Source organism: uncultured Desulfovibrio sp. (genome assembly GCF_944327235.1).
Taxonomy (GTDB): domain Bacteria; phylum Desulfobacterota; class Desulfovibrionia; order Desulfovibrionales; family Desulfovibrionaceae; genus Desulfovibrio.
Genome location: NZ_CALVHE010000002.1, coordinates 31,654 through 55,102 on the forward strand (window position 1 = coordinate 31,654; position 23,449 = coordinate 55,102).

23 protein-coding genes are annotated in these 23,449 nt (G+C 64.4%); 11 read left to right on the forward strand and 12 right to left on the reverse strand.

Annotated features, from left to right (window positions below; translation table 11 throughout):
* Positions 1-65: 65 nt before the first annotated feature.
* The 4 genes from Q0K00_RS00665 to Q0K00_RS00680 are packed head-to-tail and all read right to left on the reverse strand — an operon-like array spanning position 66 to position 4,122.
* Positions 66-878: a histidinol-phosphatase gene (locus Q0K00_RS00665; RefSeq protein WP_297226637.1), complete on the reverse strand. Its 813-nt coding sequence runs from the start codon at positions 876-878 to the stop codon at positions 66-68.
* On the reverse strand, positions 875-1,885 hold the full coding sequence (locus Q0K00_RS00670) for a bifunctional riboflavin kinase/FAD synthetase (RefSeq protein ID WP_297226638.1): 1,011 nt from the start codon (positions 1,883-1,885) through the stop codon (positions 875-877). The genes Q0K00_RS00665 and Q0K00_RS00670 overlap by 4 nt, the downstream gene beginning before the upstream one ends.
* A 2-nt stretch (positions 1,886-1,887) precedes the next feature.
* Positions 1,888-2,364, reverse strand: a complete 477-nt coding sequence (locus tag Q0K00_RS00675) for a hypothetical protein (RefSeq protein ID WP_297226639.1) — start codon at positions 2,362-2,364, stop codon at positions 1,888-1,890.
* Between the two features lie 12 nt (positions 2,365-2,376).
* Entirely contained in the window at positions 2,377-4,122 is a 1,746-nt protein-coding gene (locus Q0K00_RS00680) for a DEAD/DEAH box helicase (protein WP_297226640.1), read from the reverse strand.
* 453 nt (positions 4,123-4,575) lie between these two features.
* Here Q0K00_RS00680 and thiS point away from each other — a divergent pair, with 453 nt between their 5' ends.
* The 4 genes from thiS (at position 4,576) to Q0K00_RS00700 (ending at position 8,393) form a co-directional block, all read left to right on the forward strand.
* A complete protein-coding gene (gene thiS, locus Q0K00_RS00685; RefSeq protein ID WP_297226641.1) occupies positions 4,576-4,776 on the forward strand; it encodes a sulfur carrier protein ThiS in 201 nt (66 codons plus the stop codon).
* Positions 4,777-4,912: 136 nt separating this feature from the next.
* On the forward strand, positions 4,913-5,683 hold the full coding sequence (locus tag Q0K00_RS00690; protein WP_297226642.1) for a thiazole synthase: 771 nt from the start codon (positions 4,913-4,915) through the stop codon (positions 5,681-5,683).
* Positions 5,684-5,700: 17 nt separating this feature from the next.
* Positions 5,701-6,822, forward strand: a complete 1,122-nt coding sequence (gene thiH, locus Q0K00_RS00695; protein ID WP_297226643.1) for a 2-iminoacetate synthase ThiH — start codon at positions 5,701-5,703, stop codon at positions 6,820-6,822.
* 593 nt (positions 6,823-7,415) lie between these two features.
* The gene (locus Q0K00_RS00700) at positions 7,416-8,393 is read left to right on the forward strand and encodes an AEC family transporter (protein ID WP_297226644.1); all 978 of its coding nucleotides are present in this window, start codon (positions 7,416-7,418) and stop codon (positions 8,391-8,393) included.
* A gap of 176 nt (positions 8,394-8,569) precedes the next feature.
* On the opposite strand, the gene Q0K00_RS00705 is transcribed toward Q0K00_RS00700, so the two are convergent.
* The 6 genes from Q0K00_RS00705 to hcp form a co-directional block, all read right to left on the reverse strand.
* Positions 8,570-9,697, reverse strand: a complete 1,128-nt coding sequence (locus Q0K00_RS00705; protein ID WP_297226645.1) for a DUF362 domain-containing protein — start codon at positions 9,695-9,697, stop codon at positions 8,570-8,572.
* On the reverse strand, positions 9,694-10,281 hold the full coding sequence (locus Q0K00_RS00710; protein ID WP_297226646.1) for a flavin reductase family protein: 588 nt from the start codon (positions 10,279-10,281) through the stop codon (positions 9,694-9,696). The genes Q0K00_RS00705 and Q0K00_RS00710 overlap by 4 nt, the downstream gene beginning before the upstream one ends.
* A 290-nt stretch (positions 10,282-10,571) precedes the next feature.
* Positions 10,572-11,018, reverse strand: coding sequence for a pyridoxamine 5'-phosphate oxidase family protein (locus Q0K00_RS00715; RefSeq protein ID WP_297226647.1), 447 nt, complete (start codon positions 11,016-11,018; stop codon positions 10,572-10,574).
* Positions 11,015-11,701 carry a flavodoxin family protein gene (locus Q0K00_RS00720; RefSeq protein ID WP_297226648.1) on the reverse strand — a complete coding sequence of 229 codons (687 nt, stop codon included), beginning with the start codon at positions 11,699-11,701 and terminating at the stop codon, positions 11,015-11,017. Before Q0K00_RS00720 ends, Q0K00_RS00715 begins: the two co-directional genes overlap by 4 nt.
* Positions 11,694-12,392: a Crp/Fnr family transcriptional regulator gene (locus tag Q0K00_RS00725; RefSeq protein ID WP_297226649.1), complete on the reverse strand. Its 699-nt coding sequence runs from the start codon at positions 12,390-12,392 to the stop codon at positions 11,694-11,696. The genes Q0K00_RS00720 and Q0K00_RS00725 overlap by 8 nt, the downstream gene beginning before the upstream one ends.
* 70 nt (positions 12,393-12,462) lie before the next feature.
* Complete coding sequence (gene hcp / locus Q0K00_RS00730) at positions 12,463-14,052, reverse strand: hydroxylamine reductase (protein WP_297226650.1); 1,590 nt, start codon at positions 14,050-14,052, stop codon at positions 12,463-12,465.
* Between the two features lie 186 nt (positions 14,053-14,238).
* Here hcp and Q0K00_RS00735 point away from each other — a divergent pair, with 186 nt between their 5' ends.
* The 7 genes from Q0K00_RS00735 (at position 14,239) to Q0K00_RS00765 (ending at position 21,128) form a co-directional block, all read left to right on the forward strand.
* Positions 14,239-15,411 (forward strand): MFS transporter, encoded by a 1,173-nt coding sequence (locus Q0K00_RS00735; protein ID WP_297226651.1) that lies wholly within the window; start codon positions 14,239-14,241, stop codon positions 15,409-15,411.
* Between the two features lie 51 nt (positions 15,412-15,462).
* Positions 15,463-15,618, forward strand: coding sequence for a hypothetical protein (locus Q0K00_RS00740; RefSeq protein WP_297226696.1), 156 nt, complete (start codon positions 15,463-15,465; stop codon positions 15,616-15,618).
* A gap of 409 nt (positions 15,619-16,027) precedes the next feature.
* Positions 16,028-16,330 carry a zinc ribbon domain-containing protein gene (locus Q0K00_RS00745; protein ID WP_297226652.1) on the forward strand — a complete coding sequence of 101 codons (303 nt, stop codon included), beginning with the start codon at positions 16,028-16,030 and terminating at the stop codon, positions 16,328-16,330.
* Positions 16,331-16,340: 10 nt separating this feature from the next.
* Entirely contained in the window at positions 16,341-17,654 is a 1,314-nt protein-coding gene (purB, locus tag Q0K00_RS00750; RefSeq protein WP_297226653.1) for an adenylosuccinate lyase, read from the forward strand.
* Positions 17,655-17,669: 15 nt separating this feature from the next.
* On the forward strand, positions 17,670-18,227 hold the full coding sequence (pyrE, locus tag Q0K00_RS00755) for an orotate phosphoribosyltransferase (RefSeq protein ID WP_297226693.1): 558 nt from the start codon (positions 17,670-17,672) through the stop codon (positions 18,225-18,227).
* Positions 18,151-20,364 (forward strand): L,D-transpeptidase family protein, encoded by a 2,214-nt coding sequence (locus Q0K00_RS00760; RefSeq protein ID WP_297226654.1) that lies wholly within the window; start codon positions 18,151-18,153, stop codon positions 20,362-20,364. The genes pyrE and Q0K00_RS00760 overlap by 77 nt, the downstream gene beginning before the upstream one ends.
* 2 nt (positions 20,365-20,366) lie before the next feature.
* Positions 20,367-21,128, forward strand: coding sequence for a hypothetical protein (locus tag Q0K00_RS00765; RefSeq protein WP_297226655.1), 762 nt, complete (start codon positions 20,367-20,369; stop codon positions 21,126-21,128).
* 189 nt (positions 21,129-21,317) lie between these two features.
* Here the strand turns inward: Q0K00_RS00765 and Q0K00_RS00770 are convergent, their stop codons facing one another.
* The gene (locus Q0K00_RS00770) at positions 21,318-21,941 is read right to left on the reverse strand and encodes a class I SAM-dependent methyltransferase (protein ID WP_297226656.1); all 624 of its coding nucleotides are present in this window, start codon (positions 21,939-21,941) and stop codon (positions 21,318-21,320) included.
* A gap of 347 nt (positions 21,942-22,288) precedes the next feature.
* Complete coding sequence (locus Q0K00_RS00775; RefSeq protein WP_297226657.1) at positions 22,289-22,912, reverse strand: hypothetical protein; 624 nt, start codon at positions 22,910-22,912, stop codon at positions 22,289-22,291.
* Between the last annotated feature and the right edge of the window lie 537 nt (positions 22,913-23,449).

Consider the following 23,449-nt stretch of genomic DNA (forward strand, 5'->3'; position numbering starts at 1 on the left):
CGCGATGTCGCCACGGGCGGCGTCCCGGAGGAACATGCCGGGAACGGCCGTGGCCATGCCTCGGATCAGAAGGGCAGGAAACGGCGTTCGCCGCCCACCACGATGCCGCTTTCCCGATAGCCGTAGCTGCGGGCATAGCGGACCAGTTCGTCGAACTGTCCGGCCAGGTCTTCCGGCCTGTGGGCATCCGAGGCCAGCATGATGCGGACATCCTCGCGGGCGGCGATGTCCATGATCATGGGACCGGGATAGGGCTCGCAGAAGGGTTGCCGCAGACCGGCGGAAGAGACTTCCAGCAGGACGTCGTTCTGGCGCAGGGCCTGCATGGCCTCCATGATGGGCAGGCGGCTCATGGGCTGATAAAGCCATTCCTGGAAGAGGTCGAAGCAGTGCAGCTTGATGAAGTCGGGATGGGAGGCCACATGGACGAGGCCGCTGCGGGCCATTTCCGCCATGGCCTTGTAATAGTCCTCGAAGCGGCGGAAGGCCTCTTCCACGGGGCAGTCCCAGTTGGCGTTGAAGCCGATGGACATGTCCCCCAGGAAATGCAGCGAGCCGATGACGTAGTCAAAGGGCTTGCCGGCCAGCAGGTCGCGCATGTACGGCATGTTGGACGGGATCCAGTCCAGTTCGATGCCCAGCAGCACCTGCGGGGCGCCGCCCCGTTGCTTGAGGGCCAGCACCTCGTCGCAGAGGGCGGGGAAGTCCCGTTCGAAATGCTCCTGATAGAGGCGGCAGGAAAAACCGGGCGGGAGCGGGCTGTGCTCGGAGATGCCCAGATATTCCAGACCGGCCTCACGGGCGGCGGCGTACATCTCCTCCACACTGGCTATGCCGTGGGATACCTTGGTATGGGTATGCAAATCCGCAAGAATCATGCTTCCTCCGCAGGGGCGCCGCAGGACGCCGGGCAGGGTTGAAGGGACATATCGTCTGTTGCCGTCAGGGCGGCGGCCAGCAGGCTGCGCGCGCAGGCCACATCCCGCGTTATCTGCCGCATGAGCGCCTCGGGGCCGTCAAAGCGGCGTTCCTCGCGCAGACGCGCCACGAAATCCAGGCGCAGCATCCGTCCATAAAGATCGCCGTGCGCATCGAGCAGGAAGCTTTCCACGCTGAGCGCCGCACCGCCGAACGTGGGATTGTGCCCGATGTTGGTCACTGCCTGCTGCACGCCGGGCAGCCCGTCCACTCGGGCCAGCGTGGCGTAGACGCCGGGCGGCGGCAGCAGGGTCTCCGGCAGGGCCATATTGGCCGTGGGGAAGCCCAGCCCTGTGCCGCGTCCCATGCCGTGGGCGATGGGGCCTTCGCAGCTGTGGCAGGTCCCCAGCAGGGCCGCGGCCGTCTCGACGTCCCCTTCGGCCACGCAGCGGCGGATGCGCGAGGAGCTGACGACGCTGCCCAGATGGAGCACTGGCTCCAGTTGCTCCACGCTGAAACTGTATTTTTCGCCCAGGCTGCGCAGGACATCAGGGCCGCCGCTGCGGCCCCTGCCCAGCGAGAAATCATGACCGATGAGCAGATGCCGCACATTGAGCGGCATGAGCTGCTGACGGACGAATTCCTCAGGCGCGGTGATGGCCAGCGCGGGGGTGAAGGGGAGTTCCAGCAGCTCATCCACGCCCAGAGCAAGGATGCGGCGGCGGCGTTCCGCGCGGCTGGTCAGGGGCGGCGGGGCTTGTCCGCTGCCCAGTACGGCACGCGGATGCGGCCAGAAGGTCAGCACGAGACAGCGCTCTCCCCGGGCGCGGGCCACGGCGCAGGTGCGCCGGATCAGGGCCTGATGGCCCAGATGCACGCCGTCGAAATTGCCGATGGTCAGGGCGGCGGGCGGACGCCTTCCGGCGATGCCGGAAACGGACGCGGATGGGGGGACTGCTGTGCACATGGTCAGATGAGACGCCGGAAAATGTCGGTGTAGGCCTTGCGGATGATCAGCACCAGCTTGAGCTGCAGGGAGCGGGTATCCTTTTCGTTCAACTGGCAGAAGGAACAGAAGTGGCGTGCCACTTCCGTGAAGTCGCTCTCCTTCGTGACGCGCATCATGTCCCAGTATTGTTCCGCGCGTTCCAGCATCTGCGGCGTCATCTTGTTGTCCTTGTGCCGCTGCCGGTAGGAACGGCAGAAGGCTTCCAGCATGGCGTCGGCGTCCTGCGGGAAGGAACGTCCCAGCGCCAGCCGCCAGAGCGCCACATAGAGCCCGCGCCATTCCTGCAGGAGCTGCCTGCGGCGGGTGAAATGCAGTCGTCCCACGCCCATGAGGTGCAGATGTGCCGCAAAGTCGGTATCGTCCAGCAGGACGGCGAAATTATCCAGCGCCTCCTGTACGAAATCCTGCTGGGTCGTTGCGTCAGCCGCTTGTGCCATCGCCTGTCCGCCTTATTCCGCCTGTGCGCTGGGAGCGGGATCCGAAGAGGCTGCTTCCGCCTGAGCCTTGCCGCCACGTCCGCGACGCCTGCGCCCGGAACGGCTGCGCGACTTGCGCGCCCCTTCGGCGGCGGGAGCGTCGGAAGGCGTGTCTCCGCCCTCCGTCCGGGAGGCGGAGTCCTCCCCGTCGGCGTTCCGGCGTTCCGCGGCTTCGCTGTCCCGCTCTTCCCTTTCCCGGCGGGAGGAGCGCTTGCGCCGCGAACGGCCGGACTTGCCCTCGCCGGCGGAGCGCTGTTCCGGCAGCCCTTCGGGGAAACGGCTCTCCAGCAGGCTCTGCTGATGGCAGGCGTCGAGCAGCATGGCGAGCATGAGCTCGCCGTCGCCGCCGTCGTCCTGAGCGGCCAGACTGCGCACCAGCGGCGCATAGCGGGCGACGCGCAGGCGTTCCAGACCATTGAGCTTGCGGAAGCGGGCTTCCAGGACGGTCAGCAGGCGTGCCCCGGCCACGGCCGCCACGTCCTCGTCCGTGGGGGCGGGCAGCTCGGTGAGGCTGATCTTGAAATGTCGGGCGATGCGTTCCAGCTCCATGCGCTGCATGACATCCACCAGAGAGATGACGGTCCCGGCCGCTCCGGCGCGTCCCGTGCGTCCGGCGCGATGGATATAGCTCTCGTGATCTTCCGGCGGTTCATACAGGAAGACGTGGGACAGCGCGGGGATGTCGATGCCGCGGGCCGCCACGTCCGTGGCCACGAGGTATTGCAGCGCGCCGCGCCGGATCTTGTCCAGCACGGCCTCGCGGCGGCTCTGGGAAAGATCGGCGGAGAGCTCGTCCGCGCAGTAGCCGAAGCCCTGCAGGACGCTGGTCACATAGTGCACATTGGCCTTGGTGTTGCAAAAAATGATGGCGGACGCGGGATTTTCCGTTTCCAGCAGGCGTACGAGCACTCTGTCCTTTTCCATGGGACGGCAGGCGCAGAACTGATGCTGCACCTCGGCCACATGCACCTCCTTGCGCGAAAGGGAAAGCATGGCCGGGGCGTCCATGAATTCACCGGCCAGACGCAGCACATGCGGCGGATAGGTGGCCGAGAACATGCAGGTATGCACGCGGCGGCGCGGCAGGTGGCGCTGCACTTCCTTCATGTCGGGGTAAAAGCCGATGGAGAGCATCCTGTCCGCTTCGTCAAAGACCAGCAGGCGCAGGTCGTCCAGCGAGAGGGTGCGCCGGAGCAGGTGGTCCAGCACGCGGCCGGGCGTGCCCACGATGAGCTGCGCGCCGTCGCGCAGGGCGTCCATCTGCTTCTTGTAGCCTACGCCGCCGTAGACGGCCGCCGGGCGGATGCCGGTCTCGGCAAAGAGCGTGCGGGCCTCATGTTCCACCTGTACGGCCAGTTCGCGCGTGGGCACGAGCACAAGGGCCTGCGCGGCCTTCTTTTCCGCGTCGAGACGCGGCAGGAGGGGCAGCAGGTATGCGCCCGTCTTGCCGCTTCCGGTGCGGGACTGCACCATGATGTCCCGCCCTTCCATGAGGTAGGGCAGGGCGAGGGACTGCACGGGCATGAGGCTCGTCCAGCCTGCCCGGCCGCAGGCGGCGCGCATGGGCTCCGGCAGCTCGTCCAGACTGACGCGGGGCAGGGCGTCCTCCGGTTCGATGACGGAGATGTGTTCCTCGATCAGGGCGGCGGCGTCCCCGGCAGGCGCGGCGGGGGTATCGGCAGGCGTGTCGTGAGCGGCTTCGTGTGGCAGTTCGGACATGGATTTCTCGGCGCAAGGCGCAGTTATGGTAAGAAGTGTACCGCTCTATATGGCACAGAAGGCCCGGCTTCGCAAGCCGCCGCCGGGACCGGCCTGTGAAAAAAAACTTGCAATTGCCGCAGGCCGGGCCTATCGTACCTCCATTCCGGCTGGGGGAGCCTACTTGACGGCTGAGAAAGGGTGTGAGCGCCCTGACCCCTAGGACATGCGGATGCATGTTCCTGTACCTGAAGCAGATAGTGCTGACGAAGGGAAGCTGGCGACCCGTTTGCCGGGTCTGCGTGTCGCCCGCTTCCAGTGATTGGATGCGGGTATTTTTTTTGCTGTCGCGGCGCCCCTGCGGACGGCAGGCTGCCGCGACGGCGAGGTCCCTGATAACGTCAACGAGCGTTTTTCGGCAAGGTCTGTCCCGCATGTCCGTTCGGACGGGGCCGCCGGCCGGGAGGAGGCGTCATGCAGCTTACGGTCAATGGAGAAAAAGGCGATTATGCCGACGAGCTCACTGTGGCGGACCTGCTGCGCCAGCGCGGACATGATCCGGCGGTGGTCGTGGTGGAGCGCAACGGCGAGATCGTTCCGGCCGCCGCCTTTGCCGCAACGCGGCTTGAGGCGGGGGACGTGCTGGAGCTGGTGCAGTTCGTGGGAGGCGGTTAGCCTCCGGTCGGCAGACCAGATGGACGATGAGGCCGCCGTGAGGCGGCGGGGCCGCCATGTCCTCCCGCACGGGATGACGGCCGGCTGATGTGCCCGCAGGGGCGCAGGATTGCTGCGGGGCAACGGAGTAGAGACAGTGGAAGACAAATTCATCCTTGGCGGCGTGGAACTGAAGAGCCGCCTCTTCATCGGAACGGGCAAATACAGCGCGGACAACCTCATCCCCGCCGTGTGCGAAGCCAGCGGTGCGGAAGTGATCACCGTGGCCATGCGCCGCGTGGAAAAGGGACAGCAGGGCATCGTGGCCCATATCCCCAAGACCATGCGTCTCCTGCCCAATACCTCCGGCGCCCGTACCGCCGAAGAGGCCGTGCGTCTGGCCCGTCTGGCCCGTGCCGCCGGTTGCGGCGACTGGATCAAGATCGAGGTCATCTCCGATGTGCGCCATCTCCTGCCCGACGGCTACGAGACGGCCAAGGCCACCGAAGCGCTGGTCAAGGAAGGCTTCACCGTCCTGCCCTACATCAATCCCGATCTTTATGTGGCCCGCGCCTGCGTGGATGCCGGCGCCGCCGCCGTCATGCCCCTTGGAGCGCCCATCGGCACCAACCGCGGCCTGCGTACCAAGGAAATGATCGGCATCCTCATCGACGAGCTGGATGTGCCGATCGTGGTGGATGCGGGCATCGGGCGTCCCTCGCAGGCCTGTGAAGCCATGGAGATGGGCGCCGCGGCCTGTCTGGTCAATACGGCCATCGCCTCTTCCGCCGACCCGGTGCGCATGGCGTCCGCCTTCCGCGCCGCCGTGGAAGCGGGACGCAATGCCTGGCTGGCCGGGGCCGGAGCCGTCAAGGCCCCTGGCGAAGCCGCCGAAGCCTCTTCGCCGCTCACCGGTTTCCTGCGCTAGACCGGGGGAGGTCCGTCATGGAAAATTTCGAGCAATTTCTGGCAAAATGGCCGCGCGAACGGCGCGCCCGCATCGCTGAAAGCGCCACGGAAGAGCAGGTGCTTGCCGCCCTGTGCAAGGATACCCTCCAGCCCGAGGACTTCCTCGTGCTGCTCTCACCGGCCGCCGCGCCGCATCTGGAAGATCTGGCCCAGCGCGCCCATGAGCTGACCCTGCGCTATTTCGGCCGGGCCGTGAACCTCTTCACGCCGCTGTACATCTCGGATGTCTGCACCAACCAGTGCCGCTACTGCGGTTTCAACGCCAAGAACACCCAGCCCCGGCGTCATCTGAACATGGACGAGATCGAAGCCGAGGCCCGCGTCATCGCGGATATGGGATTGCAGCACATCCTGCTGCTGACCGGCGACGCGCGCAAGCTGTCCTCCCCCGAGTACATTGCCGATGCCGCCCGCCGCATCAAGCCCATGTTCGCTTCCGTCGGGGTGGAAGTCTACTCCCTGACCGAGGACGAATACCGCCTGCTCATCGACGCCGGTGTGGACAGCATGACCATGTTCCAGGAGACCTACAATCCTGAACTCTACGACTGGCTGCATCCGGCCGGGCCCAAGAAGGACTATTCCTTCCGGCTCAATGCGCCGGAACGGGCCGCCCGTGCGGGGATGCGTTCCCTTGGCGTGGGCGCGCTGCTCGGTCTGGACGAATTCATCCAGGACGCCTTCTGCACCGGGCTCCATGCCTGGTGGCTCATGCGGCATTATCCGGGCGTGGACGTGGGCGTCTCCATCCCGCGCATCTGCTCGCATGAGGGGAGCTTCGACATCCCCCATGCCGTGGGCGACCGGCAGTTCGTGCAGTACATCACGGCCATGCGCTGCTTCCTGCCGCGCTCCGGCATCACCTGCTCCAGCCGGGAAAGCGCCTTCATGCGCGATCACCTCATCCCGCTGGGCGTGACCCGCGTTTCCGCGGGCGTGTCCACCGCCGTGGGCGGCCGGGCCACCGAGGCCGACAATTCCGGTCAGTTCGACATCACCGACCACCGCAGCGTGGAAGAGATGACCGCCGCACTGGCCGGCATCGGCTATCAGGCCGTCATCAAGGACTGGGAAGATCCCACCTCCACCCACGCCTGATCCCGCTCCTTTCGTCGTTCCTTATGCACCGGTCCCTGTGCCGCTCCGGCGGCGCGGGGACCATTTTTTGTTTTTTGCGGGGGGAAGGAAGGGGGCTTTTTTGCAAAAAAGCCCCCTTCCTTCCCCCCGCGCCCCCCATCCATCCCGCAAAAAAATTTGCCGGGGAGGATGGCGGGGAAGCTTGCCCGCGCAGGTCGGTCCCTGCCTGATGGTCCCCCGGAAGCATGATGCGGAAAAAGCGGGATGGGGTATCCCACTCCGACGCTCTTCCTGGGCATTTTTTAGAGCATGTTGCCTTTGAAAAAGGCAAAACGCGAGACGGAGGCGCAGCGTAGCCCAGCCCATACCAAGCGGGAAAAACCACGTTTTTTCCGTGAAACGACAGTCCGTACGGTGTGGAACGTGAAGCGTTTCAAACTGAAAATGTTCTATGATGCTGAGGGTATCGCTGGCTGGACGGCGGGAGGCGAAACGTGGAAACGGCCTTGAGCAAACAGTCCTTCCTTAAAAACTGTTTGAGTGACCAAACTATTTCTGGACAATGGGGGCGCAAAGGCGCACAGTAGGGCATCCATTTTTCGGGGAGGCATGTCATGCTGGTTGCGTTTTGGGCCGTGTTGCCGGTGTTCCTGATCATCGGGATGGGGGTATTCCTGCGGGCAAGGGATCTGTTGCCGGACAGCACGGGCAAGGTCATGGGGCTTTATGTGCTCAAGCTGGCGCTGCCTCTGCTGTTGCTGCACGTCATGGCCCAGGCGGACAGGGACACGCTGGCGCATGGCGGTTTCTGGCTGGGGGCGCTGGGTGCGCCGCTGGGGTGTTTCGTGTTGGGCTATCTGGCCGACAGGCTGTTCTGCCGCCGTGGAGCCGGGGCGGCGGTCATCTCCGGTCTGGGGTGCAGCGCCTGCAACACGGCCTTTGTGGGCCTGCCCATCGTGGAAAGTCTTTTCCCCGGCAACACCGAGGCGCTGGTGGTGGCGGGCCTCATGACGCTGACGCCCAACGTGGTGGTCATCCTGGGGCAGGTGCGGCTGGACCTGCTCAATGGCGTCACCGCTTGGGAAGAGGGACAGAGCCGGGCCTGGATACTCTTTCGCGCGCTGGTGTTGGGCAATCCCATCCTGCTTTCGACGGTGGCGGGGCTGACGTTGGCCTTGGCCGGAACTGGGCTTTGGGCGCCGCTCGACAGGGCTTGCGCACTGGTGGGGTTCACGGCCGCGCCCTGCATGTTGGTCGCTCTGGGCTTCGATCTGGGGCAAAAGCTGCGGCTGGCGCTCACGCGCAGCGCGGGCCATGCCTTCTGGCGGCAGGCCTGGTTGGTGGGCTGCAAGCTGGTGCTCTGTCCGCTGCTCTGCTGGCTGATCATGGCTCCGCTGGACGTGGAGCCGCTCTGGCTGGGCGTGGGCGTGCTCATGAGCGCCACAGGCACGGCGCTGGTGGCCTCGGTGCTGGCGCAGGTCTACAATGCCCTGCCGGAGGAAGCCGCCTTTACGGCTGTCCTGAGCAACGGGGCCAGCCTCGTCACGCTGACCGCCTGCATCCTGCTGTTGCAATGGGGCGGATATTTTTAGGCGCATTCCCACGGCAGTCTGAGGACTGACGCGGAAAGTGGCCTGGTCCGATCTGTTTCTCGTGGCGTTACGCTTTCAATGTCATATATTGCGGTTTTGCGGAAGTACCGCAAAAAAACCGCCGGGGCCGCGCTGGGCGCGGCCCCGGCGGTTCGTGCATTCGAGAGGGCAGTCTCTCAGGCCTCGATGGTGTGCAGCCGATACTGACGTGTCCCCAGGCCGATACGTTCGGCGTGCTCCACCTGACTGGAGCCGTGGGTGTCGGGATGGATGTCGGTAAAGCAGTCGCCGTGGCTGCGCTCGCACTGGCCGAGGAGGCTGGAGGCGATGACCGGCGCGGCATTGACCGCGTCGATGCAGGCCTGATCCAGCGCCACGGGGTCGGCGGAGGCGAAGATGCCGATATCCGGCACGATGGCCGTATCGTTGCCGCCGTGACAGTCGCAGCAGGGCGAGATGTTGTTGGCTATGCTGATATGGAAGTGCGGGCGATCGTGCAGCACCGCGGCGGCGTATTCGGCCATGCGGGCATTGAGGATGTCGCTGGCGGCGTCGATGGGGCTGAAGATGGCGTCATGGTTGCAGATGCCGATGCAGCGGCCGCAGCCCACGCAGGCCTCCTGATCGATGCTGGCCTTGTGCTGGGCGTCCCAGCCGATGGCCCGCTGTGCGCAGAAGCGCATACAGGCCCCGCAGCTCCGGCATTTTTCGGCCGTGACCACGGGCTTGCTGCAACTGTGCATGGCCATCTTGCCCGCGCGGCTGCCGCAGCCCATGCCCACGTTCTTGATGGCCCCGCCGAAGCCCGTGCGCTTGTGTCCCTTGAAGTGGTTGAGGGAAATGAAGACATCGGCATCCATGATGGTGCGTCCGATGCGGGCCGTCTTGAAGATCTCCCCGTTGGGCACGGGGACTTCCACGTCATCCGTGCCCTTGAGGCCATCCCCGATGAGGAGCTGACAGCCGACGGAAAGCGGGCTGAAGCCGTTTTCCTGCGCGGCGGCAAGGTGTTCGAGGGCATGTTTGCGCCGTCCCACATAGAGCGTGCTGCAGTCCGTGAGGAAGGGCAGACCGCCCCGTTCACGGATCATGTCCGCCACGCAGCGGGCGAAGTTGGGTCGCAAAAAGGCCAGATTGCCCGGTTCACCGAAATGCATCTTGATGGCCACGAACTTGCCGTCCACGTCCAGCGCGTCCAGCCCTGCCGCGCGCAGGAGTTTCTTCATCTTGGTCAGCAGGCTGTAATCCATGGGGCAGCGCATGTCCGTAAAATAGACATCCGCCACGGACTGGGGGGTGCTCATCCCTTTTGCTCCTGATTCTTGTAGATCATGCCCGCCGTGTAGGCCGGGGCCACCTCGCTGCCCAGACGGTAATAATGACGGCTCGCCGCGTCGTATACCAGCGGGTCCACCTTGAAGATGTCGGGCTGTTCGCCGTCCATGCAGCTTTCCAGAGCGCTGACGTTGCATATTTCGCCGATCATGAGCGAGTGGCTGGGCAGCTCCACATGCTGCAGCAGACGGCATTCCAGCACGATGGGACATTCTCCGGCATAGGGAGCATCCACGTGTTCGCTGCGGCAGGGGGTCAGCCCCGTAGCGGTGAACTTGTCCACCGTACGGCCGCACGTGATGCCGGCAAAGTCCGCCTGCGCCGCCATGGCGGCGGAAGGGATGCCCAGCGTGAAGGCCTTGCGCTGCAAAAGGGGATCGTGCGTCCAGCGTGACGGGCGAATGGAGACGGTGACGCAGGGCGGCGTGGAATTGCAGATGCCGCCCCATGCGGCGGCCATGAGGTTGGGGCGGCCTTCGGCATCGTAGACGCCCACAAGCAGGACCGGCATGGGATAGGTCAGGGGACGCGGGCCAAGATCGCGGCGTGTCATGGCAGGACTCCTTGAAAGGGTTGGCCGCAAGGACGGCGTTCCGTCCCCGGGCGATAACAGGCATATCCCTTTTTGCTATCCCGGAGCCCGGCAAGTGTCCAGTCCTGTGCGTGCGTCTCCGTCTGCCCGGTCCGGTGGGACAGACCAAGGTTAGTTGATGCAAATTTACAAATAATTTCGATAAATAAGGGGGGATAGTCCGCACGCGCGCCGCTTGCCTTCGCGGGCGGGGTCCCCTTTCCCTCCCAAACAGGCAGCGAATAGTGTCAACAGGCCCTGGCGGGATGTTTTCAGCGTGGCCCGCGTTCCTTGCCGCAGATATCTTCCACGTCGATGCGCAGCAGATTGACCCGTCGCAGCATGGCATCCGGGGCGGGACGCGGGCAACGCGAGGCATAGCGCAGGCTCAGGGCATCCAGCGCCCGGCGCTTTTCTTCCGGCTCCTCGACGATGCGGATACGTCCGCAGCCGCTGACGCTCTTGTACCAGGTGGTGCTCCGTTCGCGGACGATGGTCACGTCCAGCGCGGCCGCAAAGCCCACGCGGTCATCCTGTCGGAGCAGATCGATCTTGCGGCCCGTGAACGCGCAGTGCAGATAGAGACATCCGTCCAGCCAGACGAAGTTGAGGGGCAGCACATAGGGGAATCCCCCGCCGGAAAAGCTGACGAAAAGTTCATCGGCCCGCTGGAAGAAGGCGTCCAGCCAGGCGGGATCGTGGCGAAATCGTCCTTTCATGAGGCGATGCTCCGAGGGGATAGGGCGGCGGCATCCGGGGCGGCGAGCGGCGGCTCCTGCGGGGCCAGGACCGCCAGAACGGACTGCCAGCAGGCGCGGGCGGCGGCAAGATCGGCGGCATCCGGGTGGCGGGCGGCCTCGGCCAGCCGGGCGGCGCGACCTTCGGTCATGGGATGGGTCCCCTTGCGGGCGGAGGCGGCCAGCACGCGCGGGTCGACGCGCCCCTGACAAAGGAATTCGCCCACGATCCGGTTGCCGTTGGCCGTCAGCAGGGTACGAGCGCCTTCCAGACAGCGGCAGGCATGAGCGGAGTGGGGCCAGGCCCCCAGCGTGCCGAAAAGGAAGACATGCTTGTCGCGGATGCCGGACCAGAAGCGTTGCGAGCGGGCGTCCGGCAGTCCCTTGCGGACCCAGAAGCCCAGAGCAAGCAGGTCATAGGCGGCGACATCTGGTTTCTGCGTCAGGCTGTGGAGCGGGAGCCGCCCCAGGGCCAGCGCTTCAGCCACCCGTCGTGTGTTGCCCGTGATGGAGGAATAGAGGACAGCCGCGCGCAGGCCGGGCGCGGAGGCGACAGGGGGAAGCCCCTCGGTGCCGCTTTCCGGCAGGAGACAGCGGACATGGGGCCGGGCGGCTTCCGCCGTATCCGGCAGGCGGGGCGCGTCGGGGGCGGGAAGCTCAGTCATGGGCGCTGCGCTCCAGGATATCGCGTTGGAGGATCTCCACCCGGCGGCGTTCCAGCCGGATGACGCCCGCCCGGGCCAGACCGTTGAGTTCCCGGCTGAGGCTTTCCCGACTGACGCCCAGCAGGCGCGCCAGCAGTTCCCGCGTGCCGGAAAGATGGAGCGTGCCGCTTTTTTCCATCTTGCTGCGGTGCAGCAGCCACGCGGCGACCCGGCGCGAAACGGAAATGACGCCCTGCGAGTTGACGATCTTGTTGATGAACAGCCGCTGACGATGGGACAGGACGGCCAGCAGGTAGGCCGCCAGTGCCGGGTTACGGGACAGACAGCGCAGCAGGGCGCTTTTGTCCAGCCAGAGCACGCGCCCGCTCGTGACCATGACGGCCGAGGTCGGCACGCCCCCCGTATAGTAGAGGGCCGCCACATCGCAGAATGCGCCGGGCCGCAGCAGATGCAGCACATATTCTCTGGCCTGCGGACCGGCCTTGATCAGCTTGACCTCGCCGGACAGCAGGAAGGGCAGGGCGCTGAGTTCCTCGCCTTCCCGGTACAGGGTCTCCGCGGCGGCGACGTCCTGCAGTCGGGCGCGGGCCGCCAGTTCCGGCCAGTCGGCCGCTTCCAGCACATCGGCAAGGTCTCGCTGATGCAGGGCGGCGCGCAGGCGGCTTTCAGGGGTGGTGGCGGTATGCGGCATGGCGTCCTCGTGGAGAAAGCGGGACAGGTGCGGCGACCTGCGGGAAGGGTCGCCGCACCTTGGGGGGAAATCAGCCCAGGATGGCCTTGAGGTCTTCTTCCGGGCTGCTGATGGGAGCGATGCCCCATTTTTCGACCAGCAGGTTGAGGATGTTGGGCGACATGAAAGCCGGCAGGCTCGGTCCGAGCCGCATGTTCCTGACGCCGAGGGCCAGCAGGGTCAGCAGGATGCTGACGGCCTTCTGCTCGTACCACGACAGGATGAGGGACAGCGGCAGATCGTTGACGCCGCGATCCAGGGCCTCGGCCAGCGCAAGGGCCGTGCGTACGGCCGCGTAGGCATCATTGCACTGACCCACGTCGAGCAGGCGGGGCAGGTCCCCGATGCTGCCGAGGTCCTTGTCGAAGAAGCGGAACTTGCCGCAGGCCAGCGTCAGGACAAGGCAGTCGGCGGGGATCTTCTCCACCAGTTCCGTGTAATAGTTGCGACCGGCACGCGCGCCGTCGCAACCGCCCACTAGGAAGATGTGGCGCAGCTTGCCCGCCTTGACGGCGTCCAGCACGGCGGGAGCCGCGCCGAGCAGGGTCTGTCGGCCAAAACCGGTCAGCACGCTCTTGCCCGGCACGTCTTCGGCAAAACCGGGCAGCGCCTGCGCCTTGCGGATGACGGCGGAAAAGTCGCGGTCCGTACAGTGCGTCAGGCTCGGCCAGCCCACATTGCCGGAGGTGAATACCTTGTCCGCGTAGCCGCGCGGGTCCTGGATGCAGTTGGTGGTGAAGAGCACCGCGCCGGGGAAGGCGGGGAGTTCCTTCTGCTGGTTCTGCCAGGCCGTGCCGTAGTGTCCGGCCAGATGGGGATGGGCCCTGAGGGCGGGGTAGCCGTGGGCGGGCAGCATCTCGCCATGCGTATAGATGTTGATGCCGGTACCGGCCGTCTGTTCGAGCAGGGCGGCCAGGTCGGCCAGGTCGTGCCCGGAGACGAGGATGGCCTTGCCCTTGCGCTGTCCCAGCGAGACCGGCGTGGGCGAGGGGTGGCCGAAGGTCCCTGTATTGCCGTCTTCCAGCAGCTCCATGGCGCGCAGGTTGGTCTTGCCGCATTCCATGAGCAGCTCCAGCCAGCCGTTGAGATCGGGACTGTCGTCAGCCAGCGGCGTACCGGCCACGAGGCCCTGATAGAGGAAGGTCGCCACAGCGGGGTCCCGGCGGCCGAGCACGGCCGCATGATCGGCATAGGCGGCCACGCCCTTGAGACCGTAGAGCAGCAGCTGCATGGCCGAACGCACATCCTCGTTATCGGCAAAGGCATCCGTGCCCGTGGGCAGACCGGCTATGAAGGTCTTCCAGTCCGACGGCGGCTCGGGGAGACCTGCCGCGCGCGCCAGACCGCGCGTCCGCGTCATGCAGGCTTCCTGTAGGGCGGTCAGGGCGTCGGGGTCGAAATTGACGTTGGTCAGGGTGGAGAACAGCGCCTTGAAGGCAAAGTCGTCCACGGCGACATCCGTCACCCCGGCGGCGCGGGCGGCCAGGGCCACATCGGCCAGGCGGCGCAGACCGGCCACGAGTTCGTCCTGTTGCGCCGCCACCGCGGCGGTCTTTCCACACACGCCGAGGACCGTGCAGCCCTTGCCCTTGGCGGTCTGTTCACATTGATTGCAAAACATGGCTCTTCTCCTTGAGGGAAGTGATGTCCCACTTGACCACAGGACGGCATCCCGCTCTGTGATGGTGGTCACAAAAGCGTGGATACGTGCGTCATTTTGTGACGCTCGTCACACTTTTGTCAAATACCGCAAGCAATCCCGAAGCATTGCCGTATAGTGGGCGAAACGTGCCGGTGAGGAGGCAATATGAGCGCCGATACCCGTCTCTGGACCAAGGACTTTGTGGCGATCACCCTGGCCAATTTCTTCCTGATGATAAATTATTTCATGCTGATAGTGGTCATGGCCGATTACGCCATGACCACGTTCGGCGCGGCCCCGGCACTGGCCGGCGCGGCCAGCGGCATGTTCATCGTGGGGGCGCTGGTGGCGCGCCTGTTCGCCGGGGCCTTCATGCAGACCTGGGGGCATCGGGCCATTGCGCTGGTGGGTATCGGCAGCGATCTCCTGTTCTCGGTGACGTATTTCGTGACCGGAGCGCTCCTGCCGCTGCTGGTCGTCCGCTTCCTGCACGGCTGTGCGTACGGCGCGGCGTCCACGGCGCTGGGGACCATCGTTTCCCGCATGGTGCCGGAAGCTCGGCGCGGCGAAGGGCTCGGCTACTACATGCTGAGCAATGCCCTTTCCGCGGCGGTAGGCCCGTTCATCGGCGTCTCCCTGCTGCGCAGCGGCTCCTTCGATCTGCATTTTTCGCTCTGCATCTTCTTCGCCTGCCTGAGCCTCGTCTCGGCCATGTGTTCCCGTTCCCTCTGGCAGGGCGGGCCAAGCCATGCCGGGGTCATCTTCATCCGTCCCTTGTGGCGCAATTTCCTGGAGCCCCGCGCCCTGCCCGTGAGCTGGCTGGCCTTCCTCATCTACGTGGCGTATTCCAGCATCCTGACCTTCCTCACCCCGTATGCCAAGGAGCTTTCCCTTGCCGCGACGGCCAGCGTTTTCTTCATCGTCTATTCGGCGGCCATGCTGGTGACGCGCCCCGTCGCGGGGAGGATCTTTGACCGGCACGGACCGGACCATGTCATGTATCCGGCCATAGTCGTGCTCGCCGTGGGCATCCTGCTGCTGGCCGGCTGCAACGGCAGTCTGCTCATGCTGCTTTCCGGGGCGTGCATCGGGGCGGGCATCGGCGTGCTGCAGTCCTGCGGCCTGACCATCGCCGTGCAGGCCTCTCCGGCCGAGCATGTGGGGCTGGCCAACTCCACATACTATATCTTCATGGACATCGCCGTGGGCTTCGGTCCGGCGGCGCTGGGCCTGCTCCAGCCGCTCACCGGCTACCGGGGCATGTATGTGGGCATGGCCCTGCTCTGCGCCTTCTGCCTGCTGGTCTACGCCCGCATCCGGCCGCGCGCCGGACGCTGAGTCCCGTCCCGGCGGCGGAGGCTGGACTTTGCGCGAAAAACAGGCTATGGGATGCCGATACATCAAACTGGGGAATACCCCATGCTGGAGGAACTCATGGCTCACAAGAAGATCGAGCGCAAGAAAGAACTGGATCGCCGCCGTCATCGCCGCGCCCAGCGTCTCAAGCAGCGCGTGCGCGAAGCCAAGGCTGCCGCCAAGAATTAAAGCGTTTTGCCTTTGAGAAAAGGCGGAACGCAAGGCGACGGCACAGCGCCGCCCGGCCAGGACCAAGCGGGAAAAAGGCGTTTTTCCCGCGGAACGACAGGCCGTATGGTTTGGAGCGCAAAGCGTTCCAAACTGAAAATGCTTTAGAGCGGCCGCACTCGTGAAGCGTGGCCGCTCCGGCGGACGCGGGAGCGGACGCCCGCACCCGGGCAGGCGGAAAGCATGAGCATTTCCGCCGCGCGGGCAGCGCAGTCGTTGCAAAGGCCGCATGTCGAAGCGTTTTGGCGGGGGCTGCGGGCACGGCCCGGACCCTCGCGGGGCGCAGAGGCGGTCTGCCGCATCCCGGAGACAACTTTTTTCTACGGCCGACAGCCCTTGCGGGCTGTTCTGGCCGCTATTGGCGTCTGTTATGCCCATTTACGAATATCAGTGCCCCAAGTGTCAGCATGTGTTTGAAGAGATGGTCTCCCTCTCGCAGGCGCATGGCGAGGAACCCTGTCCCCGCTGCGGCGCGCTGTCGCCGCGCATGATCTCTCATACGTCCTTCGTCCTCAAGGGCGGCGGCTGGTACGTCAGCGACTACGGCTACCGCAAGGGCATCAAGGAGGAGGGCGGCAGCTCCGCCACGGACACGAAGTCGTCCTCCGGCGGAGATTCCGCCGCCCCCGCCGCCTCGCCCGCATCAGGCACGCAAACCTCGCCGTCCGCATAGGTATTGTTCCATGATCGATCGCTACACCCGCCCGGAGATGGGCCAAATCTGGACACTGGAGAATCGCTACCGCGCCTGGCTGGAAGTGGAGCTTGCGGTATGTGAAGGCTGGGCCGAACTGGGCCGCATCCCCGCCGAGGCGGTGGAGGTCATCCGCCGCAAGGCCGTCATCGACGTGGACCGCATCCAGGAGATCGAACAGACGACCCGCCACGACGTCATCGCCTTCCTGACCTCGCTGGAAGAGAAGATCGGGCCGGAAGCCCGTTACATCCATCTGGGCTGCACGTCGTCCGACATCGTGGATACGGCCAACGGCTATCTCTTCCTTCAGGCGGGCAAGCTCATCCTGGCGGACATGGACATGCTGCTGGCCTCGCTGCGGCGTCTGGCCGAAAAGTACAAGGGCGTCCTCTGCATGGGCCGTACCCACGGCATCCACGCCGAGCCCACGAGCTTCGGGCTCAAGATGGTGGGCTTTTACGCCGAGTTCGCCCGGCATCTGGAGCGGGTGAAGGCCGGACTGGAAAGCGTGCGTGTGGGCAAGCTCTCCGGCGCGGTGGGCACCTACGCCTTCCTTTCGCCGGAGCTGGAAGCCGGGGCGCTCAAGCGCCTCGGGCTGGAAGTGGACCCGCATTCCACCCAGATCGTGCAGCGCGACCGCTACGCCCACTTCTTCACCTCGCTGGCCATCCTGGCGGGCGGCGTGGAACGCCTCTGCGTGGAGCTGCGCCATCTCCAGCGTACCGAAGTGCTGGAAGTGGAAGAAGGCTTCGGCAAGGGCCAGAAAGGTTCCTCGGCCATGCCCCACAAGAAGAACCCCATCTCCGCCGAGAACATGTGCGGTCTGGCCCGTCTGCTGCGCGGCAACGCGCTGGCCTCGCTGGAGAACCAGGCCCTCTGGCACGAGCGGGACATCAGCCACTCCTCGGTGGAGCGCGTCATCATGCCCGACTCCACCATCCTTGCGGACTACATCCTCAACCGGCTGGCCCGTCTGCTGGACGGTCTGGTGGTGAAGCCCGACCGTATGCAGGAAAATATGGACCGCTCCTTCGGTCTCTACTTCTCGCAGCGCGTGCTGACGGCGCTCATCGCCACCGGTATGCCGCGCCAGCAGGCATACGAGGCCGTGCAGCGTCTGGCCATGCAGAGCTGGGAAAGCCGCCGTCCCTTCCCCGAACTGGTGCGCGCGGATGCCGCCATGCGGGAACGGCTGGGCGCGCAGCTTGACGAAAAAGCGGCGGACGGACTGTTCGATCCCGCATTCTATCTGCGGCATGAGGACGACATCTATGCTCGCGTCCTTGGCCGTCAGGAGTAAGCCATGACGGATGACATGATGCAGCTCAAGCGGCGTCTGGCGCGCCTGCTGGTGGAAAAGTCCTACCGTGAGGGAGACTTCGTCCTCGCTTCCGGCCGTCGCAGCGATTATTATTTCGACTGTCGCGTCACGGCCCTCCATGCCGAAGGTTCGTGGCTCATCGGCTCCCTCTTCAATCATCTGCTTGCCGACCTGCCCATCGTCGGGGTGGGCGGCATGACCATGGGCGCGGATCCGCTGGTCTCCGCCACCACGGTCATTTCGCATACGCTGGGCCGTCCCCTGCACGGTATGCTCGTGCGCAAGGAAGCCAAGGGGCACGGTACCGGACAATATGTGGAGGGGCTCGGCAACTTCGCTCCCGGCGACCGGGTCGCCATGCTGGAGGATGTCGTGACCACGGGCGGGTCTCTGCTCAAGGCCTGCGACCGGGTGCGTGATGCGGGTATGGAGATCGTGGCCGTGTGCGCCATTCTGGATCGTGAGGAGGGGGGTCGTGAAAAACTCCGTGACGCGGGCTATGACCTGCGGGCGCTGTTCACACGCAAGGAACTCGTGGAACTGGCCCGCTAGGAAGGACGCCGGCCCCTCTCCCCGTTGCCTTACGGCCGCAAAAGGGCTTTGTCGCCTGCTGGCCGCCGGGTGTCTGGGGCTGAGTCTGGCGTTCCCTGCCTACGCCGACAACTGGCAGGCCCCTCTGGTCGACGAGGGCCTGCCTTCGCATCTTGTGGCGGTGGACAAGCACCGTCAGTCCTTTCTGTTTTTCGAGCGCAAGAGCCCGCTGCGTCTCAAGTACACCTTCCCCTGCACCACCGGGCAGGTCCCCGGCGACAAACAGGTCATCAACGACAAGCGCACGCCCGAGGGCATCTATTTCGTCGAGTACAAGATCGCCAGCGGACTGGATTTCGCGGAGTACGGCGGCGTCGCCTATACCCTGAACTATCCCAATCCCGTGGACAGGCTGCGGGGCAAGACCGGTCACGGCATCTGGATCCACAGCAAGGGATTCGGCATCTTCCCGCGCGATACGCGCGGCTGTGTGGCCATCGGGCTGCAGGACATCGACACGGTGGGGCCGAGCCTCGTGCCCGGCACCGCGGTGGTGCTGGCGCACGCGGTGGATGAAAACAACGTGCCGCAGCGGGATGACGGCACGGCCCGTTATCTGCGTCACCGTATGCAGCAGTGGAGCGACGCCTGGGCCGCCCGTTCGGAAAAGATGTTCGATTTTTATGACGGCGCGGCCTACAGCAAGGCGACCGAGGATTTCGGCAGGTTCCGTCAGAACAAGCAGCGTCTGTTCAAGATGCTCTCGTTCATCAAGATCATCAACCGGGATATCCATGTATTGCAGGGGCCCGGCTACTGGGTCACCTGGTCGGAACAGTTCTATACGGCCTCCAACCTCTCGACCGAGGGGGTACGGCGGCTGTACTGGCAGAAGGACGACAAGGGCGAATTCCGCATCGTCGGCATGGAGTGGACGCCGCGGGATATGGGTATGCTGGCCGAATTCAAGCAGGGCAAGCTCATCGCGCAGGCCTTGCCGGTCATGAGCGACGGCAGCGAAGGTCCTTCCCGGCCCGCGCTGGACATGCCGGAAAGCGCCGCGGACGAGAAAGCCGCCGCGACGGCGGCGGGCGGCGAACAGGAACGCCTGTTGGCGGCGGATGCGCTCGTGCCGCGCAACCAGCCGACGCAGATCACCGGAGAGATCAACTGGGGCGGCGGGAGCGCGCTCGATACGCTGCGCCCGGATGAGCGGGAGCTTTCCCTGACGGGGAGCGACGAGGCCCCTGCCGTGGAGACGCCGCAGCAAGCGGCGGCCCCCGCCGAGACGACGCCGGAGACCCTCGCGGCCGATGAGGCGCGGGGACCTGAGGTCGCGCCCACGCCCGCCGCGCCGGAAGCGGCCACCCCTCCGCCGCCCCCGGCACTGGAGCTGACGCCGTCCCTGCGTGAGGAACTTGCGGCGCGGGCTTCCGCCTGGCTCTCGGCCTTTGCCGAGCGGGATACGCGGGCCGAGGCGCTGGAAAGCGGCTATTACGACGCCAAGCGTTTCAACAAGACGGCGGGCCTGCCGCGCGGTCTGAGCCTCGGTCAGGAGCGCCGCGAACGGCAGCGCCTGCTGCGCTCGCCCTGGCTGCGCGTGTACCCCGGCGCGCAGGAGTGGTCTGTGGACGGACAGACCGCTCTTTGCCGTTTGCCGGTGCTTTTCGTCGGTCAGCGCGGCATCGAGGAGGGCCTGCGGGAACTCTGGTGGCAGCGCGGCGAGGATGGCGTCTTTCGTCTGGTCGCCAGCCGCTGGACGCCCGGCGAACACGGATTGTCCATGGTCTATCTGGAAACCGCCAGCGGCGAGGCCAGCGCCATGCTGGAACGCTGGCGCGCAGCCTGGGAAAAGGCCGATCTGGACGCCTACATGGAATGTTATACCCCCGACGCCCTGCAACAGGGACGGCGCGGAGCGCGCTTCCTGCGGCAGCAGAAGCAGAACCTCTGGCAGCGCGTCACCCCCACGCTGGTGCAGCTCAGCGGTATGCGCTTCTCATTGGACAAGAAGGGCCTGCGGGCCGACATGATGCAGAACTATGCCGACAGCAAGGGCATGAGCGACCGGGGGACCAAGACCCTGCTGCTGGAATACGACGGGACGAGCTGGCGCATCGCCCGTGAGGATTGGGCGGCCGAACCGCCCGCACGCTAGGCATGAGCAACGATACGCGACTGAGCCTCATACTGATGAGTGACGATGGCGCCCGGCGTACTCTGCGGGTGCGCCGGGGGCGGTTCTATGTCTTCATGATCTGTCTGTTCTGCTTCCCGCTGCTCGCCGGTGGCCTGGGGTGGTGGTCCTTCCAGCTCTGGCGGAGCAATATCGCGCTCGAAGCGGAGCAGGTCCGGCTCGAACGGGCGCTGCTTGAGGCCGAGGCCACCGCCGAACGGCTGGAAAATCTCGAGATCCTGCTCAAGGAACAGAATGTCGACGGGCGGCGTCTGCTGGCCCATCGACTGGTCGGTCATTCCGAAGCCACGGCGTCCGTCGAACCGGAGGAGAGCGCCGAGGTGCAGAAGGAGATGGAGCAGGCCCTGAAGCAGCCGAGCGAAGGGCCGGGCCATGCGGAGTTCCCCGCCGTATCCTCAGATCTGGTCAAGGTGCTCAATGTCCGGGCCCGCTCTCTGGGCAACGGGCGCCTGCGCGTCTCGCTCGACCTGCGTAATACCGAGCGGCAGAAGGTGGTCTCCGGCGTGGTGGAGGTAACGCTGCTGACGGCCGACGGGCAGCAGCACGCCGTGAGTTTTGAGCCGGATGATGTGGGGGATTTCCGCATCAGCCGTTTCAAGCGCGCGGTCATGGTGTCCCGTCTTCCCCGTTCCGTGGGCAAGCTGGAAAACAGTCAGGTCATCATAGAGGTGAAGAAGGCCGACGGCGAGCTTTTGTTCCGCAATATCTTTGCCGTGGAAAGATAGTGTTCCGGCGCTCCCCTGCGGGAGCGCTTTTTGTTTGGAAAGGTTGTTCTCGCGTATCGCGACAGCCAAAACAAAACGCCCGCTTTGCGGGCGTTTTTTTGTGCGCATGTATTCGGAGGTCTCATCCCGGATCGTGGATGGATGCCCGGCCCGGCAGGCGGCGCGATCCACCGCCTGCGCTGTCTTGCATCACGCGTTCCGCGCCGGAAGAGGTTCATTGGCAAATTCGTAGAGCAGGGCGCCGTTGCTCCCGAGACAGCGCGCATGAGGGAACACCCGCTGACATATCTCCAGCCAGGAGAGCGGCCACAGAGCCTTGTCGGCATAGCGGCGCTCGTAAAAACCGGGCGATGCCATATAGATGTAGCGGCCTCCGGGGGCCAGGCAGTACGAGAGTTTTTTCAGCAAGGCAAAGGCGGTGGGGAAGTCCGGGATGGCCGTCATGCCTGTCTTGTCGAGGATGAGATCGAAGCGGGGCGGGATAGCGCTGACCTCCTCCGCCCGCGCGAGCAGTTTGTCGATGAAATCTTCGCAAGGGCTATGCGCCCAGCGCAGATGGGGATAGCGAACGGCGCAGTCCGCAATGGCGGCATAGGAGGCGTCCACGCCGACGCCGAGGCGTGGCCCGCCACCTGTCGCGCCCAGCGAGCGCATGACAAGCGCCAGCAGTTCGCCCTGTCCGCAGCCCAGTTCAAGCACCGTGTGGATGGTGGGGCGCAGATGCGGCGTAAGCATGTCCAGCCATGCGCGTTGTCCCGAGAAGTGGAAGGCTTCTGTACTGTAGAATACTTCATAGGACGAGACGGCATCCATAGCGCAATGGTAGAGGATATTTTTTCTGCTGCGTATCAGGAATCTTCTTTCTTGAAGTCTTCTATTGAGAAATATGGCCTGCATGTTGTCGAGACAATCTTTGACATGTGTAACATTGGCCGTACAGATAGGACACCAATGGTCGGGATGGATGAGGACCTGTATGGTGATAGGCATTTCTTTGCCAGGCAGGTCTCGGGAAAGGATATGGTGTTTGAGATTGGTGGATGTGAGTTTTTGCGGTTCTTTACCGGGAATGAAAACTTGCAGATTATTGCCGGAATCGGAGATGGTGAGATCACGAGGCCTGAAGTATGCCTCATAGTCGAGGCCAAAATCCCGCATGTTCAGGCTGGGGATGGACACCGTTTTTCCATCAATTTGAACGACCCGTCTCTCTCTCTCTCTCTCTCTCTCTCTCTCTCTCTCTCGAAGATTTCATAATTGATGAAACCGTATCGTCTGCACAGGGGAGAGCCGTGTGAGGCAGTACCGGTGACGTGAAGTCCGTGTGTACGCAGTTCGTCCAGCAGGCCGGCCAGCAGTTCGGCAATGGGGACTCCGGTGGCTGCGGCCAAAGGGATAAGATCGTTATGCAGGCCCACTTCATGCCCCATTTCCTGGATGGCCAGCGCCTTTTCGATGAAGCGCCGGGAGACTCGGATGCGGTCCTTCTCGACCGAACCAAAGTAATTGCGTTTTTGAGTGATGCCGTCAGGCGGGAGGAAATAATAACTTGAAGCGAACCCGTGACGTTGTTCGACAACGGCCATGGCCAGCGCCGACTGCAGGCAGAGGTCCACGTCATGGCGCAACTCGATGTGGCTCAGCCTCCGCCAGGCTTTTCCTACCCGCAGTGGGCATACCGGCAGGGGAAGCGCTGCGAGGAAGTCGCACAGATAATTGATGTCATAGTGGAACGCTCTGCGAAGATCCAGAGGGGTGCCCAAAAACAGGGGATTAGTTTGCACGTATGAGCTCCTTTCTACCTAGGAAGTGATGCCGCCTCTCGACGTTTCAGCAGAGTCGCATCAGGGTGTTGTCTGAGGTCTGCATGGGGATGCCGTACTTTACGACTATGACATATAGCGGAAGCAACGCGGCATGTCCAGTTTGCTTTGCCATCTCCAGCACCGCTAATGTTCGGACGTGACGCGGAGAGACCCTCTGTCGGCAGATCGCGGTGAGATTCCTTGCCTGGGAAGATGGCCGGCGGACTTGCGGGATGGTTTGCTGAGGAGGAGGCGGAGACGGAGGGTCGTTCCCGCCGTAGTGGGGCCTTAAAAAAATTCAACTGAGGGTGAAGCCTCTGCATGTATGCCTGAAAGGAGGGCCGCGCGGAAAGCTCGTCTGCGGTAGTCTTCTGCTTCCGTAAAGTGGATACTGTTGTATTACTGCAATAGACGAAAATATGGCTAAAATTTTTCTTGAATAATAATATTATAATATGATTTTGTTATTTTGTTCTCTAATAATCGTCTTGAATAAAATGATTTGTTCAAAATTTC

Coding starts and splice junctions, on each gene's coding strand:
- hcp (WP_297226650.1), bottom strand. CDS start 14,052: ATGTTTTGCAATCAATGTGAACAGACCGCCAAGGGCAAGGGCTGCACG.
- Q0K00_RS00715 (WP_297226647.1), bottom strand. CDS start 11,018: ATGAAAGGACGATTTCGCCACGATCCCGCCTGGCTGGACGCCTTCTTC.
- Q0K00_RS00665 (WP_297226637.1), bottom strand. CDS start 878: ATGATTCTTGCGGATTTGCATACCCATACCAAGGTATCCCACGGCATA.
- Q0K00_RS00700 (WP_297226644.1), top strand. CDS start 7,416: ATGCTGGTTGCGTTTTGGGCCGTGTTGCCGGTGTTCCTGATCATCGGG.
- Q0K00_RS00735 (WP_297226651.1), top strand. CDS start 14,239: ATGAGCGCCGATACCCGTCTCTGGACCAAGGACTTTGTGGCGATCACC.
- Q0K00_RS00770 (WP_297226656.1), bottom strand. CDS start 21,941: ATGGATGCCGTCTCGTCCTATGAAGTATTCTACAGTACAGAAGCCTTC.
- thiS (WP_297226641.1), top strand. CDS start 4,576: ATGCAGCTTACGGTCAATGGAGAAAAAGGCGATTATGCCGACGAGCTC.
- Q0K00_RS00725 (WP_297226649.1), bottom strand. CDS start 12,392: ATGCCGCATACCGCCACCACCCCTGAAAGCCGCCTGCGCGCCGCCCTG.
- Q0K00_RS00745 (WP_297226652.1), top strand. CDS start 16,028: ATGCCCATTTACGAATATCAGTGCCCCAAGTGTCAGCATGTGTTTGAA.
- Q0K00_RS00765 (WP_297226655.1), top strand. CDS start 20,367: ATGAGCAACGATACGCGACTGAGCCTCATACTGATGAGTGACGATGGC.
- pyrE (WP_297226693.1), top strand. CDS start 17,670: ATGATGCAGCTCAAGCGGCGTCTGGCGCGCCTGCTGGTGGAAAAGTCC.
- Q0K00_RS00710 (WP_297226646.1), bottom strand. CDS start 10,281: ATGACACGCCGCGATCTTGGCCCGCGTCCCCTGACCTATCCCATGCCG.
- Q0K00_RS00720 (WP_297226648.1), bottom strand. CDS start 11,701: ATGACTGAGCTTCCCGCCCCCGACGCGCCCCGCCTGCCGGATACGGCG.
- Q0K00_RS00705 (WP_297226645.1), bottom strand. CDS start 9,697: ATGAGCACCCCCCAGTCCGTGGCGGATGTCTATTTTACGGACATGCGC.
- Q0K00_RS00675 (WP_297226639.1), bottom strand. CDS start 2,364: ATGGCACAAGCGGCTGACGCAACGACCCAGCAGGATTTCGTACAGGAG.
- Q0K00_RS00670 (WP_297226638.1), bottom strand. CDS start 1,885: ATGTGCACAGCAGTCCCCCCATCCGCGTCCGTTTCCGGCATCGCCGGA.
- Q0K00_RS00680 (WP_297226640.1), bottom strand. CDS start 4,122: ATGTCCGAACTGCCACACGAAGCCGCTCACGACACGCCTGCCGATACC.
- Q0K00_RS00740 (WP_297226696.1), top strand. CDS start 15,463: ATGCCGATACATCAAACTGGGGAATACCCCATGCTGGAGGAACTCATG.
- purB (WP_297226653.1), top strand. CDS start 16,341: ATGATCGATCGCTACACCCGCCCGGAGATGGGCCAAATCTGGACACTG.
- thiH (WP_297226643.1), top strand. CDS start 5,701: ATGGAAAATTTCGAGCAATTTCTGGCAAAATGGCCGCGCGAACGGCGC.